The following is a 17,595-nucleotide window of genomic DNA, read 5'->3' on the forward strand; positions in this document are numbered from 1 at the left end:
ACGCCCGGCACGGCAAAAGCCTGCCGGGCGACGTTATTATGATTTCTGCTGTACACCTTCAACGGAAATAATCAGCTCCACGTCCTGAGACGCCGGGCCTAAATCCGTTGTGATATTAAAATCTTTCAGGTGAATTTTCCCTGCCGCTTCGAAGCCTGCGCGTTTACCGCCCCACGGATCGTCACCCTGGCCCAGTAATTTCGCATCAAGCGTGACCGGTTTGTTTACGCCGTTAAGCGTCAGGTTGCCGGTAATATTCAGCTTATCACCCTCTTTCTTCACCTCAGTAGAAGTGAAGGTCGCCTGCGGGAATTTCGCGACGTTGAGGAATTCCCCACTGCGCAGGTGTTTATCGCGCTCTGCGTGGTTCGTGTCGACGCTGTTCGTATTAATGGTCACATTGACTTTATCGGCTGCGGGATTTTTTTCGTCAAAGGTGAATGTGCCGTCAAAATCCTTAAAGGTGCCGTACAGCCAGCTATATCCCAGGTGCTGAATACGGAAATTGACGAAAGCGTGCTGGCCCTCTTTATCTATTTTATAATCCGCCGCCACGGCGGAGCCGGCGGTGAATAACAGAGAACCCAGTGCGATACCCAGCAGGTGTTTTTTCATTTTATGCTCCAGAGTCAACTGACGAGCGGCCAAGCATGCGCTTTAGCGTATCGTCTTTATCAATAAAATGGTGTTTGAGGGCGGCAAGCCCGTGCAGCACGGACAGAATCACCACGCTCCAGGCGAGCCAGAGGTGAACAACCCCCGCCGTGTCGGCCTGAGCGCCGGCATCGCTAAGGGTTGCCGGAACCTCGAACAGGCCAAAAACGTTAATCGGCTTACCGTCAGCCGTCGAAATGAGATAGCCGCTAATCAGGATGGCAAACAGCAGCGCATAGAGGGCAATATGCGCGGCAACGGCACTGAGGCGGGTAAATTTACTGTGGGTCTTTGGCGCCGCGGGCGGCGGGGAAATATGTCGCCAGATCACGCGGAAAACCAGCCCCAGCATCAGCAGGACACCAATGCTTTTATGCAACTCCGGCGCCTGGTGATACCAGCCATCGTAATAGCTGAGTGTGACCATCCAGAGCCCAAGTCCAAACATACCGTAGACGGCAAGAGCAAATATCCAGTGCAAACCTATGGATATTATTCCGTAGCGCCGGGAGGAGTTACGCCATTGCATCAGAATGTCCATTTTCAAATTAACCGAAGGGTAAAAATGAACGGGAAGGCGGGATATTGCAACTGAAATAATTGGCTATTGATTTTTATTTTATTTATTTCAGCAATTTTGAAAAGGATCGCTAACGCTAATTCAATCTCTTCGTGCAAGATGAAATTATAAGCTTCAATAAAGATAAAGTAATGTCAATTATTGTCAGTCTGGGTTTTCAGTAAAATACAATGTAAACAAAATCAATAATGGCCAGCAGCGCCCACAATAAGAGATAGAGCATAAAATGCTCGCGAATATTATTCATCAGAAAGCTAACGATCTTGCGCATAACGCCCCAACATGCGGTGTGAATGAAGCGGGCCCCGTGACCTCCGGAGCCCGTGCGGATTATCCGTTAAAACGCGAGAGGGAGAAGGGCGTCAGATCAAACTGCGGCGCAATGCCCTGGGCAAACTGCGCGGCGATTTCACCCAGAACGGAAGCAAACTTAAAGCCGTGGCCGCTCAGTCCGGTGATGAGCAGGGTGTTGTCATGCCCCGGCAGCGTATCAATGATAAAGTCTTCATCCGGCGTATTGTCGTAGGTACAAGCCGCGCCATACAGCAAGCCACCGACGCCCGGAAGAATAGTGCGCAGGAACGAGAAGGCCTCTGAACCATCCTGTGGGAAGGCGCCGAAAGGTTTACGCTCTTCAGGGGAGGCGATCGCCTGGCCGCCGTTGTGTTTACCGATTTTCAGCGCGTCTTTTTCTGACGGGAAGCCGTAGAACTGGTCCCCGTTGGGTAATTCGCCGGTGAAGGCCGGGAATTTATTCTGGGCGCTGTAACGGCCATCCGACTGGAACCAGGAGAAGACCTTGCGCACCGGCTGGATCGGCAGATCGGGCAGCAGGCGGGTAACCCAGGTACCTGCGCTGACCAGCAGGCGGGACGCTGAATAATCGCCGTCAATAGTGGTGACCGTGACGCCATTATCATCATGGGTGATGGCCTCTACCGGACAGTTGAACAGCTGCGCGCAGCCTGCCTTCGCAGCAAGCTCGATCCAGGTTTTGATCGCCGTTTCGCAATGGAGCACCCCGGAGTGGGCTTCAAAGAGGCCAATATAATCGTCCGGGACGGTAATTTCGGGCCAGCGTGCGGTAATGCCCGTCGCATCCAGCTTCTCAACGTTCAGATTAAACGCTTTCGCGCTGCGTTCGACGCCAGCGAGAAACGCAGAATGTGCCGGACCCAGGTTGATGACGCCCGTACGTTCGAAAATACGATCTTCGGTCTGTTTCGCCAGTTCATCCCACAGCGTCTGGGCGCGAAGCACCAGCGGAACGTAGCGTTCACCTTCACCGTACGCATGGCGGATGAGGCGGGTATCGCCATGATGGCTGCCTTCCGCATGAGGAGGCAGATGGCTATCGATCATCAGAACCTTCAGACCTGCCTGTGTTGCGTAATAGCCTGCGGCAGATCCTACGGAGCCGCTGCCAATAATGATTAAGTCGTATCTCATATGCATCTCATAAACTGATGTTTTGTTAGCAGAGTAATTAACAACGCGGGGTTAGACAAGGGAGAAATAAATAAGGCACCGCGAGGGTGCCTGTAGAGAGAAAAGTGGGCATAAGCTTAGTGCCGTTTATACTCATTTTCCTGGTAGTCGCCAGATTCTATTTTTGCAATACCTGCTTCTAAAATAGAAATAAACTGACGGGCGACGTCTGTTGTTAGCCACAGCGTCTGTCCAACTTCCGCTTCTTCACGGTTGAGTTGATTTGGGGTCTGGTAGTGCAAACGCAGCATCAGCGCATCGTAGCTATCTACGGTACTGATATCCCAGCCAACAAGTGGGTGGGTCTGGATGACTTCACTATTCTTTTCCATTATAACCCCCTTAATGCGTGTTAGAAGACAACGGCTTTGAGGTTCAATGCATGTTTTTCTGAAAGCAACTTCAGTATACCAAGTAATAAGGGTTCCGAAGGGAAAAATAAACAGGTGGCAACACATTTTTCTGCTTTTTAGGATTGTTCGAACAATAAAACACCATCTCGTTCACGATTTTTAAAGAAGATGCCGAATTATTTTGAACTTACAGGATTTTGAGGCAAAAAAAAGCCGGGGCGACCCGGCAAAAAAACACAATGAGGGAGCAGTGTTAATCCGTAATGAACCAGTCGTCAGCGCTTTCCCACGTTTCCTGGAGGATTTCGCTGATGCGATCTTTATCTTCTTTTGCGGCGCCAATGACGGAGAGGTTGTTCGCCGCGGCGTAACGCACCGTGACGGCACCCGCGTTGTCGGGAAAGGTGTTGTTAATACGACGGGATAATTCGCCTGCCAGTGCATCAAGCGCGCCGGCAGGCATAACGGTAGTTTTGGCTATGGTGACTTCAATACGCATAAATGCCCCCTGTGTAATATACTGTTTATTTATACAGGCATATTATCAGTTTGACAACAAGGGGCACTGATTTTTTAACGTTTTACCGTCCAGCTTACGGTTTCACCCGCCAGGAAGGGGATCAGCGTGTCGTCCGTCAGGGCAATGGACTCCTCAACGTGGCTCGCTTTACGCTCCAGTTCGATGAAGGTGTCGTTGACCGGCAGGCCGTAGAAGCGCGGGCCGTTAAGGGAGCAGAATGCTTCGAAATGTTCCAGCGCGTTCATCTCTTCAAACACGGTTGCGTAGCTGGCCAGCGCCGTTGGGGCGTTGAAGCAGCCCGCGCAGCCGCAGCTCGCCTCTTTACGATGGCGGGCGTGAGGTGCGGAATCGGTACCGAGGAACGCGCGGGAGAACCCGCTGGCGACCAGCTCGCGCAGCGCCTGCTGGTGGATGTTGCGCTTAAGAATAGGCAGGCAGTAGAGGTGAGGGCGCACCCCGCCCACCAGCATGTGGTTACGGTTAAACATCAGGTGCTGTGGCGTAATGGTGGCGGCGATAAGATCGTTGCCGTCACGCACGTACTCTGCCGCGTCTTTGGTGGTGATATGCTCGAAGACCACCTTCAGCGCCGGCAGGCGCTGGCGCAAAGGCTCCATCGCGGTCTCGATAAAACGGGCTTCGCGGTCGAAAATGTCAATCTCGGCATGCGTTACTTCGCCGTGAACCAGCAGCGGCATACCCAGTTTCTGCATGCGTTCCAGCACCGGCATAATGGCATCAATGCTGGTGACGCCGTGGCTGGAGTTGGTGGTGGCATTCGCCGGGTAGAGTTTCGCTGCCGTAAAGACGCCTTCGTTAAACCCGCGCTCCACTTCGTTCGGATCCAGTGAATCGGTCAGATAGCAGGTCATCAACGGGGTAAAATCGTGTCCCGCAGGAACGGCGTCGAGAATGCGCTGGCGATAGGCTATCGCGGCATCGACGGTGGTGACTGGTGGCACCAGGTTAGGCATGACAATCGCGCGGCCATAAATTTCGCTGGTATAAGGCACGACGGTTTTCAGCATATCGCCATCACGCAGATGGATATGCCAGTCGTCAGGGCGGCGGATTTTAAGAACCTGGGGTTGTGCAGTCATGGAAGCTCCGGCTTGTCAGGAATCAGTCATAAGGATGGCTGTTTTTGCCGGACACAAATCATAAGCGGAAACGTTTTCGTTTGCACACTTTTCCGTGAAAAAAAAGGCGCCGCAGCGCCCTTCAGGTTAATCGGTGAAAGGAATGATAATTTCGCCCGGTTTCACCTCTATGCCTTTTGCATATTTTTTCGCCAGAGCTTCACCCTTGCTTTTGTCTTCACTTAAGACGTACGCGGGCTGCTGGTTAAAGTAATTCCGCAGCGACTGATTCAGATAGGGCATCAGGGTTTGCAGAACTGGCGCCATCTTGTCCGGAGACACCTTCGCGTCGACCACTTCCATCTCCTGCAGGAAAATCGCCCCTTTCTCTTTGTTGAAAACAGGCAGTGCCTTCAGCTTGAGCTTGATGTTGGCTTTCTGATTGCCAAAGAGGGAGGACATATCGAGGTCCGCATCACCGGCCAGGGTGACTTTGTTTGGCTCTTCACGTCCGATTTGACTGGTGAGGTTTGTGAGCACGATATGCGCATCGGCAAGACCCGGTACGCCAATGTCTTTCGAGAAATTGTTATGTTTTTCCAGCGCCTGATTAATTTCCTGTTCACTGACGGTGTATTGCGTGAGCTGGTTACAGCCAACCAGCAGGCCGCTGACAATCAATGCCGCGGCTAAGACAATTTTCTTCATAGTGTTCCTCAACGAAAAATCGGCGCTTCTGTCCTGTTACGCCAGTATGTCAGCGTGAATGGGCAGAAACCAGCAGAAAAAACTGAGAAGTGGGGCGGGAAGGGCTCCCGCCCGAGGGAAAGGCTACGCGCCAGGCTCGAGCATGCCGCTCGCGCTGCGTTTCTGGCTGAACTGCCACCACAGGGCGAGTAGCGTCATAAAGCCCACCACGCCCAGCATCATCCACGGAAGTTCAGGTTGATTTAACGCTTTGCCAGCATCAAACAACCAGCCGCCGCCAGCGTAACCTAATGCCCCGCCAAGCGCCAGCCCCAGTCGGCTGAACCCCATATAGCTGCCGCGTGCACGCGCATCCGCAAGCGAGGCGCTCAGCGTTTCGCGGGCAGGCTCGGCGATGATCGAGCCAATATAGAACGTGCAAATCAGCGTAAACAGCTGCTGGAGCGTGTTCACCAGGCCGATCGGCATCATGCTCAGCGTCATCAGGAACAGTCCGGCCATCAGGCGATGCTCCAGGCGAAAACGCCGCTCGCTCCAGCGGGCAATCGGATAGAGGAGCGTTAACGACAGGCAGGCTTCGATGGCGTACATCCATTTCACCGCCGCAGGGGTACCTGCAATGTCGTTAACCATGATCGGCAGCATCAGCATGACCTGCACGGCCAGCATGTAATATCCCGTCAGGGTCAACACATAGGTGACAAAACGTCTGTCGCGCAGGACGCGGCCCAGCCCTTCCCGAACCGGCGCTTTCACCGTTGACAGTTTCCACGCCGGCAGGAACAGGCCATTAAACAGCGCGCACAGCATAAAGAGCACCGCCCCAGCCGCGCAGACCAGACGGAAATCATACTGCAGCAGCCAGCTTCCCAGCAGGGCGCCGATAACCGCCCCGGCACTGTCCTGCATCATCAGAATCGAGAAGAAACGGCCGCGGTGCTGCGGGCGAATCAGCTTTACCACCAGCGCGGTGCGGGGCGGATCGAACAGCGTGCCCCCGATACCGGAGAGGAAACAGGAGAACCAGAGCAGCCAGGGCTCCTGGGCGACCGCCATCGTGGCAAACCCTGCCGCGCGCAGCAGCATACCGGTGACGATCATCGGTTTCGCGCCAAAGCGGTCGGCAATGGCCCCGCCAAAGACGCCCAGGCCCTGCTGGACAAACTGGCGTAGCCCCAGGGCAATGCCGACCATTAATGCCGCCCAGCCCATCTGATCGACAAAGCGGATCGAAATAAGCGGAAAAACGACAAAAAAGCCGAGCACGACCAGCATGTTATCGACGAGCAGGAAATATTTACCCAGGCTCCTGGCCTGTGATACGCGGGACATTTTCCCTCCAGGGAAAATAAGATGGTGAGCACGCTAACATTCTGCGGTGTCGCCGCGTTTTTTCCCACCCCTGCACGTGACAATATTTTTTTATCAAAAGGGTGCTTTGATAGAGAGTTCTCATCGAAAAATGTGAAAAGAGGTGAAAATGGTATGTCACTGTTTTCACAGACGGCGCAGGCGCAGGTATAGTAAAGCTAATGGGCAAGCTGAAGTGACGGGAAGGAGTGGTATCGATGTTTGGCTATCGCAGTAATGTGCCAAAAGTGCGTCTGACAACGGACAGGCTGGTCGTTCGTCTGGTGCATGAGCGTGATGCCTGGCGTCTGGCGGATTATTACGCCGAGAATCGCCAGTTTTTAAAACCCTGGGAACCCGTTCGGGATGAGAGCCATTGTTACCCTTCCGGCTGGCAGGCGCGCCTCAGCATGATTACGGAATTTCACAAGCAGGGCAGCGCGTTTTATTTCGCGCTGCTGGATCCTGAAGAGAAAGAAATTATCGGGATCGCCAATTTTTCAAACGTGGTGCGGGGATCGTTTCACGCCTGCTACCTGGGCTACTCCATCGGCCAGAAGTGGCAGGGGCAGGGGCTGATGTACGAGGCGCTGACGGTAGCGATCCGCTATATGCAACGCACCCAGCACATTCATCGCATTATGGCGAACTATATGCCGCATAACCAGCGCAGCGGAAATCTGCTGGCGCGTTTAGGGTTCGAGAAAGAGGGTTACGCCAAAGACTATCTGCTGATAGACGGAGAGTGGCGCGACCACGTTCTGACGGCATTAACCACCCGGGACTGGACTGCAGGTCGTTAAGGAGAAAAGATGAAGTATCAGCTAAACGGTACAGAAGCGCGCGTGATTGGGTGCTTACTCGAAAAACAGGTCACCACGCCGGAGCAGTATCCGCTGTCCGTCAACGCCGTGACCATGGCCTGCAACCAGAAAACCAACCGCGAGCCGGTGATGAACCTCAGCGAGTATGAGGTTCAGGACGTGCTGGATGCGCTGGTCAAACGCCACTATCTGCGCACCGTCAGCGGCTTCGGCAACCGCGTGACCAAATACGAACAGCGCTTCTGTAACTCCGAATTTGGTGACCTGAAGCTGAGCAGTGCGGAAGTGGCGGTCATCACCACGCTGCTGCTGCGCGGTGCGCAAACGCCGGGAGAACTGCGCACGCGCGCTTCCCGCATGCATGAGTTCAGCGATATGCAGGAGGTCGAGCAGGCCCTCGAAGGGCTGGCCGCGCGTGAAGACGGTCCTTACGTGGTGCGTCTGGCGCGCGAGCCGGGCAAGCGTGAAAGCCGCTATATGCACCTGTTCAGCGGTGAAGTTGATAGTTCAGTTAAATCCAGCGCAACCGACATAACGGCCGTAGATGATGATTTGGTTGCCCGCGTAGCGGCGCTGGAAGACGAGGTCGCCGGGCTGAAACAGCGTCTGGATGCCCTGCTGGCACATTTGGGAGACTGACGGTGAAAAAATTACGCATTGGCGTAGTAGGGCTGGGCGGTATTGCACAAAAAGCCTGGCTGCCGGTTCTGGGGGCAGCGACGGACTGGACGCTGCAAGGGGCATGGTCACCCACGCGCGAGAAAGCCGAGCGGATCTGCGAAACCTGGCGTATGCCGTATGCGGCATCGCTTCAGGATCTGGCCCGCGAGTGCGATGCGGTCTTTGTGCATACCTCAACGTCTACCCACTATCAGGTCGTGAGCGAGCTGCTCAATGCGGGCGTTCACGTTTGCGTGGATAAACCGCTGGCGGAAAATGTTCCGGACGCGGAACGCCTGATTGAGCTGGCGGCGCGTAAAAAACTGACGCTGATGGTCGGCTTCAACCGCCGCTTCGCGCCCCTTTACCAGCAGCTCAAGGCACAGTCGGGCAGGTTTGCCTCGCTGCGGATGGATAAGCACCGCACGGACAGCATCGGGCCGAACGATTTGCGCTTCACGCTGCTGGATGATTATCTCCACGTTGTGGATACGGCGCTGTGGCTCGCCGGCAGCAACGCGCAGCTGCAAAGTGGCACGCTGCTCACGAACGAGCAGGGTGAAATGGTCTACGCCGAACACCATTTCGCGATTGACCATCTGCAGATCACGACCAGCATGCATCGTCGTGCCGGCAGCCAGCGAGAATGCGTCCAGGCCGTCACCGACGGGGCGTTGTACGACATTACCGACATGCGTGAATGGCGGGAAGAGAAGGGCAGCGGCGTGGTGACGCTCCCCGCGCCTGGCTGGCAGAGCACGCTTGAACAGCGCGGTTTTGCCGGTTGCGCCCGCCACTTCATCACCTGCGTGCAAAATCAGACGGTTCCTGAAACGTCCGGTGAGCAGGCCATCATGGCGCAGCGCATTGTGGAAAGGCTCTGGCGCGAGGCCATGAGTGAATAACTCGCTGTAACATCTGCGGATAGTAATTCGTTGAAATCCGGGTAGACTAAGCGCCGCTTGTAGGCTTTGCCGGGTGGCGCTTACGCTTGCCCGTCCTGGAAATCCGTATGGTTCTGGAAATTCACGTTAATGAACTTATTAAAATCGCTGGCGGCCGTCAGCTCGATGACCATGTTTTCCCGCGTGCTGGGTTTTGCGCGCGACGCCATTGTGGCAAGGGTATTTGGTGCAGGGATGGCCACGGACGCCTTTTTCGTCGCGTTCAAATTACCGAACCTGCTGCGTCGTATTTTTGCGGAAGGGGCGTTTTCCCAGGCATTCGTCCCGATCCTGGCAGAATATAAAAGCAAGCAGGGCGAGGACGCCACGCGCGTCTTTGTGTCTTATGTCTCCGGCCTGCTGACGCTGGCGCTGGCGGTGGTGACCGTCCTCGGGATGCTGGCCGCGCCCTGGGTGATTATGGTGACCGCGCCCGGCTTTGCCGATACGGCCGACAAGTTTGCCCTGACCTCGCAGCTGTTGCGCATTACTTTCCCCTATATTCTGCTGATCTCGCTGGCCTCGCTGGTGGGGGCGATCCTCAATACCTGGAACCGCTTCTCTGTACCGGCGTTTGCGCCGACGTTTCTTAACGTCAGCATGATCGGCTTTGCCCTGTTCGCCGCCCCGCACTTCAACCCGCCGGTGCTGGCGCTGGCCTGGGCGGTCACCGTCGGCGGCGTGCTGCAGCTGGCGTATCAGCTGCCGCACCTGAAAAAAATCGGCATGCTGGTGCTGCCGCGCATCAACCTCAAAGATGCCGGGGCGATGCGCGTCATCAAGCAGATGGGGCCCGCCATTCTCGGCGTCTCCGTCAGCCAGATCTCGCTGATTATCAACACCATCTTTGCCTCGTTCCTGGTGTCCGGCTCGGTTTCCTGGATGTACTACGCCGACCGCCTGATGGAGTTTCCGTCCGGGGTGCTGGGCGTGGCGCTGGGGACCATCCTGCTGCCGTCGCTGTCGAAAAGTTTTGCCAGCGGCAATCATGATGAGTATTGCCGCCTGATGGACTGGGGCCTGCGTCTCTGCTTCCTGCTGGCCCTGCCAAGCGCGGTGGCGCTGGGTATTCTGGCCAAACCGCTGACGGTGTCGCTCTTCCAGTACGGGAAATTCACTGCCTTCGATGCCGCCATGACCCAGCGCGCGCTGATTGCCTACTCGGTGGGACTGATGGGGCTGATCGTGGTGAAAGTGCTGGCGCCGGGCTTTTACTCGCGTCAGGACATCAAAACGCCGGTAAAAATTGCCATCGTGACGCTGATTATGACGCAGCTGATGAACCTGGCGTTTATTGGTCCGCTGAAACATGCCGGCCTGTCATTATCGATTGGTCTCGCGGCCTGTCTGAATGCCGGCCTGCTGTACTGGCAGCTGCGCAAGCAGGATATTTTCACGCCGCAGCCGGGTTGGGGCAGTTTCCTGGTGCGTCTGATCGTTGCGGTACTGGTGATGTCTGCCGCGCTGCTGGGCATGATGCACGTGATGCCGGAGTGGTCCCTGGGCACGATGCCTTATCGTCTGATGCGCCTGATGGCCGTGGTGTGCGTTGGTGTGGTGGCGTACTTTGCCACGCTCGCGGTGCTGGGTTTCAAAGTCAAAGAGTTTGCCCGCCGGACGGCATAAACGCCAAAAGGGGAGTTCACCTCATGGTGCTCCCCACTGCATGATTAGTCGCTTATGCGTCAAATCGAAATCTTTTTCACACCTGCAATACGCGCCGTCGCCGTCTGACCATCCGCACCGTACAGACCGGTTTCTTTATGCGGTTTCAACACCTCAAGCGCCTGCTGATTACGCTCAATCTGCCCTTCCAGTAGCCAGCCGTTATGCTGGTTAAGATCGCGCAGGTGCTGGGTTTTTTCAGTAATGGTCTGCCAGCGCTCAATAATATCGTCATTGGCGCTGCGCTTAGGATCTTGCTCAGCGCGTCGCTGCTGCTCCAGATAATCCAGCGTTGCCAGAAGCGAACTTTTGTCTTCAGTAATACGCTGCAGCGCGCTGCCGTTGATGTGACCGGAAGAGAGATGCTGCTGTTCAGCGTCCATTACCGTTTTCAGGTCGTTCAGGACAACCGTCATTTGATCCAGTATTTCTGACAGTCGACTCATACGGTTAGTTACTCTGTAAGAAACTCTGTGCTTCCTGAATCAGGGCGTCAGCGATTTTGCTGGTGTCCATTTTCAGCTCACCGTTACGAATAGCCGTTTTCAGCGCTTCAACACGTTCCATATTGATATCGTTGCTGCCCGGCTGCATCAGTTTTGCCTGCGCGTCGCTCAGGGTCACGCTGGTGCTGTTGGACGTTGACGGTTTTTCCAGACGCGTTTTCTGCGCCGTTGCGTCATTCGTTTCGCGAGGTTGTACAGCGCTTACCGGCTTCAGGGCTGATGTACGATCAATGCTCATAGTGTTGTCCTCATCGAGGGTTCGCGGCGTTTGCGCCTGACATCATCATTAGTGGAATATTTATCGGCACGCGCCGCGAAATCTTTAAAAAGATTATAGGTTAATCAGAATATTCCCATCAGCATCGACGGTTCCGCTCACCACCTGGCCTGAGGACATTCTGACGCGGGCGTTTTGCGCCACCGCGGCATTGTTCAACGCTTTCCCTTCACTGTTGATGCTAAAGCCATCTCCGTTGGCCACCACCATCACCTGTTGGCCTGCTTTTACCCGCCATGCCTGACGCAGCATGGAGATCTGTATCGGCTGGCCTGGCGCGACGTCGCGCAGGCTGACGGCGTCCTGTGCCTGGTTAATATCCAGCATGGTGCGTGGCGGCAGCTGATCCAGACGGCCGCGCTTCAAGGTCACGCTGTTTGTCTGCAGTACGCTGCCGCGCGCAATGGGCACGGCGGCGACAACATAATTGCCCGTCGCCTGAACGGCAACCTGTAAATAGCGTTTTTCGTTGGCGCAGCGTGCCAGCACGTTCACATTCCCCCAGAGCTTTGTGAACCCTACCACGCTGAAGGACGGCTGGTCGCACGTCGGGTACAGATTCGGTGGCGTGCGCACGGTAACGGTCACGTCATCGCTAAAGCCTGCCAGTTTTTCAGCAAAAAAAGCCGTTAGCCGATCCTGTATCCCTTCAGCCTGCGCCAGAGGGCTTAACAGCAAGAGAGCCGCCACCAGACCACGTTTTAACGTTTGCATCGCAAGTTCCACCGTTTCCAGAGTTGAACGAATTCTACCTGCTGTGGTTTTGCATCAACGGAATAAATAGCGACGCATTTTGCGCTTATTCCGTCGATAGGGGAGACCGGGTGAGATTTAAGCTGTGAACTGAAATTTTGCCATCAGCGGAGGAGACATGCTCGATAAACTCGACGCCGCGTTACGTTTTCAGCAGGAAGCGCTCAACTTACGCGCCCAGCGGCAGGAGATTTTAGCCGCCAATATCGCTAACGCCGATACCCCGGGGTATCAGGCGCGCGATATTGATTTTTCCAGTGAACTCAAAAAGGTGATGGAGCGTGGACGTGCCGAAGGAACGGGTGTTGCACTTGCCATGACATCCTCTCGCCATATTCCTGCTCAGGCGATGACCGCGCCAGCGACCGATTTACTTTATCGCATTCCCGATCAGCCCTCACTCGACGGTAACACCGTGGATATGGACCGGGAGCGTACCCAGTTTGCCGACAACAGCCTGAAATACCAGACGGGCCTGACCGTACTCGGCGGACAAATCAAAGGCATGATGAACGTCCTGCAGGGGGGGAATTGATAGATGGCCTTGCTGAATATTTTTGATATCGCCGGTTCGGCGTTAACCGCACAGTCCAAGCGCCTGAACGTGGCCGCCAGTAACCTCGCGAACGCCGACAGCGTCACCGGACCCGACGGCCAGCCTTATCGTGCCAAACAGGTTGTCTTTCAGGTCGATGCTGCGCCAGGCGCGGCGACGGGCGGCGTGAAGGTCTCGGATGTGGTGGAGAGCCAGGCCCCGGACAGACTGGTGTATGAGCCGGGTAACCCACTGGCGGATGCCAGCGGATACGTGAAGATGCCAAACGTGGATGTGGTGGGTGAGATGGTGAACTCCATGTCGGCTTCCCGTAGCTACCAGGCCAACGTCGAAGTGCTTAATACCGTGAAGAGCATGATGCTCAAAACACTCACTCTCGGCCAGTAAAGGAGACATGCATGTCCATCGCCGTAAATGTGAATGATCCGACGAACTCGGGTGTTAACAACACAAAGAGTACGACGGGTTCTAACTCCCTGACGGGGAGTAACGCCGCCGATCTTCAGGGCAGCTTTCTGACGCTGCTGGTGGCGCAGCTTAAGAACCAGGATCCCACTAACCCGATGCAGAACAACGAACTGACCACGCAGCTTGCGCAGATCAGCACCGTTAGCGGCATTGAGAAACTCAACACCACCCTTGGTTCCGTCTCTGGACAGATTAATAGCGCCCAGTCTCTGCAGGCGGCAAGCCTGATTGGCCACGGGGTGATGATCCCGGGAACCACGATTCTGGCAGGCACCAGCACTACCGAAGGCAACACCACAACGACCACAACGCCGTTTGGCGTTGAGCTGCAGCAGGCGGCGGAGAAAGTTACCGCAACCATTACCGACAGCAACGGCACGGTCGTGCGCACCATTGATATCGGTGAGCTGAAGGCGGGCGTTCACACCTTTACGTGGGATGGCAGCCTGACCGACGGCACGAAAGCGCCAAACGGTGCTTACAAAGTCGCGATCAGCGCCAGCAACGGGACGACCCAGCTGGTGGCGCAGCCGCTGCAGTTCGCGCTGGTCCAGGGCGTGATTAAAGGAAGCGACGGCAACAAACTGGATTTGGGAACCTCTGGTTCCACCACACTCGACGAAGTTCGGCAGATTATCTAAGCCTTAACACTTATCAGGAGTAAGTCATGGCCTTTTCTCAAGCGGTCAGCGGCCTGAATGCTGCGGCCACCAACCTGGACGTCATTGGCAACAACATCGCCAACTCCGCGACCTATGGTTTTAAATCCGGTTCTGCTTCCTTTGCAGACATGTTTGCCGGCTCCAAAGTCGGTCTGGGCGTGAAAGTTGCGGGCATCACTCAGGACTTTAGCGACGGCACCACCACCAATACCGGTCGTGGTCTGGACGTCGCCATCAGCCAGAACGGTTTCTTCCGTATGGTCGACTCCAACGGCTCTGTGTTCTACAGCCGTAACGGCCAGTTCAAGCTGGATGAAAACCGTAACCTGGTGAACATGCAGGGGATGCAGTTAACCGGTTATCCGGTTGCCGGGACGCCATCAACGGTTCAGACCGGGGCGAACCCACAGGTCATTAATATCCCAACCACGCTGATGGCCGCGAAGTCCACCACCACGGCTTCCCAGCAGATTAACCTGAATTCCACCGATACCGCGCCGACCACCGCCTTTGATCCGGCTAACCCGGACACGTACAACAAAAAAGGTACGGTGACCGTCTTTGATAGCCAGGGTAATGCGCACAACATGAACCTGTTTTATGTCAAAGATGCGACCCCGGCTAACTCCTGGAAAGTGTATGCCCAGGACGGTAGCGTCGCAGGCAGCACGGCGGCACTGGCCACCACGCTGACCTTCGATAATAACGGTACGCTGACCGGTGGTGGAAATATCAACATCACTACCGCGACCATCCCAGGTGCGACGCCAGCGACCTTCGCCATGAGTTTTGCTAACTCCATGCAGCAGAACACCGGTGCGAACAATATCGTCGCGACCAGCCAGAATGGTTTTAAACCAGGCGACCTGGTGAGCTACCAAATCAATGACGACGGCACTGTGGTCGGTAACTATTCCAACGAACAGACCCAGGTTCTGGGCCAGATCGTGCTGGCAAACTTCGCCAACAACGAAGGTCTGAAATCGGAAGGCGACAACGTCTGGTCTGCCACCCAGTCCTCCGGCGTGGCGCTGCTGGGTACTGCCGGAAGCGGTAACTTCGGCACGCTGACCAACGGTGCGCTGGAAGCCTCTAACGTCGATCTGAGTAAAGAGCTGGTGAACATGATCGTCGCGCAGCGTAACTATCAGTCGAACGCGCAGACCATCAAAACCCAGGACCAGATCCTCAACACGCTGGTTAACCTGCGTTAAGCGGCTAACAGGAAAGCGCAATGGATCACGCAATATATACCGCGATGGGCGCGGCAAGTCAGACGCTCAATCAGCAGGCCGTTACCGCCAGCAACCTTGCAAACGCCTCAACGCCGGGCTTTCGCGCGCAGCTTAATGCGCTGCGCGCGGTGCCGGTAGAAGGGCTTTCCCTGCCGACCCGTACGCTGGTGACGGCATCAACCCCTGGCGCCGATATGACGCCAGGGCAGATGGATTACACCTCACGCCCGCTGGACGTGGCTCTGCAGCAGGACGGCTGGCTGGCGGTGCAAACGGCGGACGGTAGCGAAGGCTATACCCGTAACGGGAACATCCAGGTGAGCGCGACGGGCCAGCTGACGATTCAGGGGCATCCGGTGATGGGGGAAGCGGGTCCGCTGACCGTACCGGAAGGCTCTGAGCTGACTATCGCTGCGGACGGCACCATTTCGGCGCTCAACCCGGGCGACCCGGCCAATACCGTTGCGCCCGTCGGTCGTCTGAAGCTGGTTAAGGCGGAAGGCAAAGAGGTGCAGCGTGGCGACGACGGTATGTTCCGTCTGACCCAGGCGGCGCAGGCGACGCGGGGTGCCACCTTACAGGCCGATCCGAGCATCCGCGTGATGTCCGGTGTTCTGGAAGGCAGTAACGTCAAGCCGGTCGAAGCCATGACCGACATGATCGCCAGCGCCCGTCGTTTTGAAATGCAGATGAAGATCATCAGCAGCGTCGATGAAAACGCGGGCAAGGCTAACCAACTTCTGGCTATGAGCTAACAGGATTCCTTATGATCAGTTCTTTATGGATCGCGAAAACTGGCCTGGACGCCCAGCAAACCAATATGGACGTGATTGCCAACAACCTGGCAAACGTGAGCACCAATGGTTTCAAGCGTCAACGCGCCGTTTTCGAAGATTTGCTTTATCAAACCATCCGCCAGCCGGGCGCGCAGTCTTCTGAACAGACGACGCTGCCATCGGGCCTGCAGATCGGTACCGGTGTTCGTCCGGTGGCGACCGAGCGTCTGCACAGCCAGGGCAACCTGTCTCAGACCAACAACAGCAAAGACGTGGCGATCAAAGGCCAGGGCTTCTTCCAGGTGCAGCTGCCTGACGGGACTTCTGCCTACACTCGCGACGGCTCGTTCCAGGTCGATCAGAACGGCCAGCTGGTGACGGCGGGCGGTTTCCAGGTTCAGCCTGCGATTACCATCCCGGCGAACGCCCTGAGCATTACCATCGGACGTGACGGTGTGGTCAGCGTAACCCAGCAGGGGCAGGCTGCGCCGGTTCAGGTTGGGCAGCTCAACCTGACCACCTTCATGAACGATACCGGTCTGGAAAGCATTGGTGAGAACCTCTACACCGAGACGCAATCCTCCGGTACGCCAAATGAGAGCACCCCGGGCCTGAACGGCGCGGGCCTGCTGTATCAGGGCTATGTTGAAACCTCCAACGTGAACGTGGCGGAAGAGCTGGTGAATATGATCCAGGTTCAGCGCGCGTATGAAATTAACAGTAAAGCAGTGTCGACGACCGACCAGATGCTGCAGAAACTGACGCAACTCTAAGGTGTAGCCCGGTGCGGTAAACGCCGCGCCGGCTCCCTGTTTTCGAAGATGAAGGCAATGCAAAAAAACGCGGCGTTTCGTTATCCGATACTGACTATTCTGGCCGTCACTCTCAGCGGGTGTGCCTGGATCCCGTCTAAACCTTTGGTCCAGGGTGCGACGACTGCCCAACCCGTTCCTGGCCCTGCGCCAGTAGTCAACGGCTCCATTTTCCAGACCGCGCAGCCGATTAATTACGGCTATCAGCCGCTGTTTGAAGATCGCCGCCCGCGTAACGTCGGCGATACATTGACCATTGTGCTGCAGGAAAACGTCAGCGCGAGCAAGAGCTCGTCGGCGAACGCCAGCCGCGATGGCAAAACGAATTTTGGCTTCGATACCGTCCCGCGCTACCTGCAGGGACTGTTCGGCAACGCGCGTGCTGATGTCGATGCCTCTGGCGGCAACACCTTTAACGGTAAAGGTGGCGCGAACGCCAGCAACACCTTCAGCGGCACGCTGACGGTCACGGTTGACCAGGTACTGGTTAACGGCAACTTACACGTGGTGGGTGAAAAACAGATCGCCATCAACCAGGGCACTGAATTCATTCGCTTCTCGGGCGTGGTTAACCCTCGCACCATCAGCGGCACCAACACCGTTCCGTCCACCCAGGTGGCGGATGCGCGCATTGAGTACGTCGGTAACGGCTACATTAATGAAGCGCAAAATATGGGTTGGCTGCAGCGCTTCTTCCTTAACTTATCGCCGATGTAAGCGAGGTG

General features: G+C 56.0%; 23 protein-coding genes. 11 read left to right on the forward strand and 12 right to left on the reverse strand.

Annotation, left to right across the window (positions count from 1 at the left end):
* Positions 1-36 precede the first annotated feature (36 nt).
* The 9 genes from PI91_RS10875 to mdtH form a co-directional block, all read right to left on the reverse strand.
* Positions 37-615 carry a YceI family protein gene (locus PI91_RS10875; RefSeq protein WP_039266126.1) on the reverse strand — a complete coding sequence of 193 codons (579 nt, stop codon included), beginning with the start codon at positions 613-615 and terminating at the stop codon, positions 37-39.
* A 1-nt stretch (position 616) separates the two neighbouring features.
* Positions 617-1,183 carry a cytochrome b gene (locus PI91_RS10880; RefSeq protein WP_039266895.1) on the reverse strand — a complete coding sequence of 189 codons (567 nt, stop codon included), beginning with the start codon at positions 1,181-1,183 and terminating at the stop codon, positions 617-619.
* A gap of 208 nt (positions 1,184-1,391) precedes the next feature.
* Positions 1,392-1,505 carry a DUF2770 family protein gene (locus tag PI91_RS10890; RefSeq protein ID WP_021240776.1) on the reverse strand — a complete coding sequence of 38 codons (114 nt, stop codon included), beginning with the start codon at positions 1,503-1,505 and terminating at the stop codon, positions 1,392-1,394.
* Between the two features lie 59 nt (positions 1,506-1,564).
* Entirely contained in the window at positions 1,565-2,683 is a 1,119-nt protein-coding gene (gene solA / locus PI91_RS10895) for an N-methyl-L-tryptophan oxidase (RefSeq protein ID WP_039266896.1), read from the reverse strand.
* Positions 2,684-2,799: 116 nt separating this feature from the next.
* Entirely contained in the window at positions 2,800-3,054 is a 255-nt protein-coding gene (bssS, locus tag PI91_RS10900) for a biofilm formation regulator BssS (protein WP_008500827.1), read from the reverse strand.
* A gap of 274 nt (positions 3,055-3,328) precedes the next feature.
* Positions 3,329-3,574 (reverse strand): DNA damage-inducible protein I, encoded by a 246-nt coding sequence (dinI, locus tag PI91_RS10905; RefSeq protein WP_039266127.1) that lies wholly within the window; start codon positions 3,572-3,574, stop codon positions 3,329-3,331.
* A gap of 74 nt (positions 3,575-3,648) precedes the next feature.
* Positions 3,649-4,695: a dihydroorotase gene (pyrC, locus tag PI91_RS10910; protein WP_039266128.1), complete on the reverse strand. Its 1,047-nt coding sequence runs from the start codon at positions 4,693-4,695 to the stop codon at positions 3,649-3,651.
* A 126-nt stretch (positions 4,696-4,821) separates the two neighbouring features.
* Positions 4,822-5,382: a lipoprotein gene (locus PI91_RS10915; RefSeq protein ID WP_008500824.1), complete on the reverse strand. Its 561-nt coding sequence runs from the start codon at positions 5,380-5,382 to the stop codon at positions 4,822-4,824.
* Positions 5,383-5,505: 123 nt separating this feature from the next.
* The gene (gene mdtH / locus PI91_RS10920) at positions 5,506-6,714 is read right to left on the reverse strand and encodes a multidrug efflux MFS transporter MdtH (RefSeq protein ID WP_023292794.1); all 1,209 of its coding nucleotides are present in this window, start codon (positions 6,712-6,714) and stop codon (positions 5,506-5,508) included.
* A gap of 236 nt (positions 6,715-6,950) precedes the next feature.
* On the opposite strand from mdtH, the gene rimJ reads away from it, so the two are divergent.
* The 4 genes from rimJ (at position 6,951) to murJ (ending at position 10,786) form a co-directional block, all read left to right on the forward strand.
* Positions 6,951-7,535 carry a ribosomal protein S5-alanine N-acetyltransferase gene (gene rimJ, locus PI91_RS10925; RefSeq protein WP_008500822.1) on the forward strand — a complete coding sequence of 195 codons (585 nt, stop codon included), beginning with the start codon at positions 6,951-6,953 and terminating at the stop codon, positions 7,533-7,535.
* Between the two features lie 9 nt (positions 7,536-7,544).
* Positions 7,545-8,195: a YceH family protein gene (locus PI91_RS10930; protein WP_039266129.1), complete on the forward strand. Its 651-nt coding sequence runs from the start codon at positions 7,545-7,547 to the stop codon at positions 8,193-8,195.
* Between the two features lie 2 nt (positions 8,196-8,197).
* Positions 8,198-9,121 carry a Gfo/Idh/MocA family protein gene (locus tag PI91_RS10935; RefSeq protein ID WP_023343752.1) on the forward strand — a complete coding sequence of 308 codons (924 nt, stop codon included), beginning with the start codon at positions 8,198-8,200 and terminating at the stop codon, positions 9,119-9,121.
* Positions 9,122-9,250: 129 nt separating this feature from the next.
* Positions 9,251-10,786: a murein biosynthesis integral membrane protein MurJ gene (murJ, locus tag PI91_RS10940; protein WP_021240770.1), complete on the forward strand. Its 1,536-nt coding sequence runs from the start codon at positions 9,251-9,253 to the stop codon at positions 10,784-10,786.
* Positions 10,787-10,845: 59 nt separating this feature from the next.
* Here the strand turns inward: murJ and flgN are convergent, their stop codons facing one another.
* The 3 genes from flgN to flgA all read right to left on the reverse strand — a co-directional run bounded on the left by flgN (position 10,846) and on the right by flgA (position 12,322).
* Positions 10,846-11,271 carry a flagella biosynthesis chaperone FlgN gene (gene flgN / locus PI91_RS10945; protein ID WP_008500818.1) on the reverse strand — a complete coding sequence of 142 codons (426 nt, stop codon included), beginning with the start codon at positions 11,269-11,271 and terminating at the stop codon, positions 10,846-10,848.
* Between the two features lie 4 nt (positions 11,272-11,275).
* Complete coding sequence (gene flgM / locus PI91_RS10950; protein WP_008500817.1) at positions 11,276-11,569, reverse strand: flagellar biosynthesis anti-sigma factor FlgM; 294 nt, start codon at positions 11,567-11,569, stop codon at positions 11,276-11,278.
* Positions 11,570-11,662: 93 nt separating this feature from the next.
* On the reverse strand, positions 11,663-12,322 hold the full coding sequence (gene flgA / locus PI91_RS10955; protein ID WP_021240769.1) for a flagellar basal body P-ring formation chaperone FlgA: 660 nt from the start codon (positions 12,320-12,322) through the stop codon (positions 11,663-11,665).
* Positions 12,323-12,479: 157 nt separating this feature from the next.
* Here flgA and flgB point away from each other — a divergent pair, with 157 nt between their 5' ends.
* Genes flgB through flgH form a run of 7 tightly spaced genes read left to right on the forward strand, consistent with a single transcriptional unit; the run spans position 12,480 to position 17,587 of the window.
* Positions 12,480-12,896, forward strand: a complete 417-nt coding sequence (flgB, locus tag PI91_RS10960) for a flagellar basal body rod protein FlgB (protein ID WP_008500815.1) — start codon at positions 12,480-12,482, stop codon at positions 12,894-12,896.
* Positions 12,897-12,899: 3 nt separating this feature from the next.
* Positions 12,900-13,304, forward strand: coding sequence for a flagellar basal body rod protein FlgC (flgC, locus tag PI91_RS10965; RefSeq protein WP_008500814.1), 405 nt, complete (start codon positions 12,900-12,902; stop codon positions 13,302-13,304).
* Between the two features lie 11 nt (positions 13,305-13,315).
* Positions 13,316-14,026, forward strand: coding sequence for a flagellar hook assembly protein FlgD (gene flgD, locus PI91_RS10970; protein ID WP_021240768.1), 711 nt, complete (start codon positions 13,316-13,318; stop codon positions 14,024-14,026).
* A 26-nt stretch (positions 14,027-14,052) separates the two neighbouring features.
* Positions 14,053-15,261, forward strand: coding sequence for a flagellar hook protein FlgE (flgE, locus tag PI91_RS10975; RefSeq protein ID WP_008500812.1), 1,209 nt, complete (start codon positions 14,053-14,055; stop codon positions 15,259-15,261).
* Positions 15,262-15,281: 20 nt separating this feature from the next.
* Positions 15,282-16,037: a flagellar basal body rod protein FlgF gene (locus tag PI91_RS10980; RefSeq protein WP_008500811.1), complete on the forward strand. Its 756-nt coding sequence runs from the start codon at positions 15,282-15,284 to the stop codon at positions 16,035-16,037.
* Positions 16,038-16,048: 11 nt separating this feature from the next.
* On the forward strand, positions 16,049-16,831 hold the full coding sequence (gene flgG / locus PI91_RS10985; protein WP_008500810.1) for a flagellar basal-body rod protein FlgG: 783 nt from the start codon (positions 16,049-16,051) through the stop codon (positions 16,829-16,831).
* Positions 16,832-16,888: 57 nt separating this feature from the next.
* Positions 16,889-17,587 carry a flagellar basal body L-ring protein FlgH gene (flgH, locus tag PI91_RS10990; protein WP_039266130.1) on the forward strand — a complete coding sequence of 233 codons (699 nt, stop codon included), beginning with the start codon at positions 16,889-16,891 and terminating at the stop codon, positions 17,585-17,587.
* The last annotated feature ends 8 nt before the right edge of the window (positions 17,588-17,595 follow it).

Origin of the sequence: Enterobacter sp. FB (assembly GCF_000805795.1) — a bacterium.
Classification (GTDB): domain Bacteria; phylum Pseudomonadota; class Gammaproteobacteria; order Enterobacterales; family Enterobacteriaceae; genus Enterobacter; species Enterobacter roggenkampii.

Coding starts and splice junctions, on each gene's coding strand:
- flgC (WP_008500814.1), top strand. CDS start 12,900: ATGGCCTTGCTGAATATTTTTGATATCGCCGGTTCGGCGTTAACCGCA.
- mdtH (WP_023292794.1), bottom strand. CDS start 6,714: ATGTCCCGCGTATCACAGGCCAGGAGCCTGGGTAAATATTTCCTGCTC.
- flgH (WP_039266130.1), top strand. CDS start 16,889: ATGCAAAAAAACGCGGCGTTTCGTTATCCGATACTGACTATTCTGGCC.
- flgA (WP_021240769.1), bottom strand. CDS start 12,322: ATGCAAACGTTAAAACGTGGTCTGGTGGCGGCTCTCTTGCTGTTAAGC.
- flgB (WP_008500815.1), top strand. CDS start 12,480: ATGCTCGATAAACTCGACGCCGCGTTACGTTTTCAGCAGGAAGCGCTC.
- PI91_RS10890 (WP_021240776.1), bottom strand. CDS start 1,505: ATGCGCAAGATCGTTAGCTTTCTGATGAATAATATTCGCGAGCATTTT.
- rimJ (WP_008500822.1), top strand. CDS start 6,951: ATGTTTGGCTATCGCAGTAATGTGCCAAAAGTGCGTCTGACAACGGAC.
- PI91_RS10875 (WP_039266126.1), bottom strand. CDS start 615: ATGAAAAAACACCTGCTGGGTATCGCACTGGGTTCTCTGTTATTCACC.
- solA (WP_039266896.1), bottom strand. CDS start 2,683: ATGAGATACGACTTAATCATTATTGGCAGCGGCTCCGTAGGATCTGCC.
- dinI (WP_039266127.1), bottom strand. CDS start 3,574: ATGCGTATTGAAGTCACCATAGCCAAAACTACCGTTATGCCTGCCGGC.
- pyrC (WP_039266128.1), bottom strand. CDS start 4,695: ATGACTGCACAACCCCAGGTTCTTAAAATCCGCCGCCCTGACGACTGG.
- PI91_RS10915 (WP_008500824.1), bottom strand. CDS start 5,382: ATGAAGAAAATTGTCTTAGCCGCGGCATTGATTGTCAGCGGCCTGCTG.
- flgE (WP_008500812.1), top strand. CDS start 14,053: ATGGCCTTTTCTCAAGCGGTCAGCGGCCTGAATGCTGCGGCCACCAAC.
- flgD (WP_021240768.1), top strand. CDS start 13,316: ATGTCCATCGCCGTAAATGTGAATGATCCGACGAACTCGGGTGTTAAC.
- flgG (WP_008500810.1), top strand. CDS start 16,049: ATGATCAGTTCTTTATGGATCGCGAAAACTGGCCTGGACGCCCAGCAA.
- PI91_RS10880 (WP_039266895.1), bottom strand. CDS start 1,183: ATGCAATGGCGTAACTCCTCCCGGCGCTACGGAATAATATCCATAGGT.
- flgM (WP_008500817.1), bottom strand. CDS start 11,569: ATGAGCATTGATCGTACATCAGCCCTGAAGCCGGTAAGCGCTGTACAA.
- bssS (WP_008500827.1), bottom strand. CDS start 3,054: ATGGAAAAGAATAGTGAAGTCATCCAGACCCACCCACTTGTTGGCTGG.
- PI91_RS10930 (WP_039266129.1), top strand. CDS start 7,545: ATGAAGTATCAGCTAAACGGTACAGAAGCGCGCGTGATTGGGTGCTTA.
- flgN (WP_008500818.1), bottom strand. CDS start 11,271: ATGAGTCGACTGTCAGAAATACTGGATCAAATGACGGTTGTCCTGAAC.
- murJ (WP_021240770.1), top strand. CDS start 9,251: ATGAACTTATTAAAATCGCTGGCGGCCGTCAGCTCGATGACCATGTTT.
- PI91_RS10980 (WP_008500811.1), top strand. CDS start 15,282: ATGGATCACGCAATATATACCGCGATGGGCGCGGCAAGTCAGACGCTC.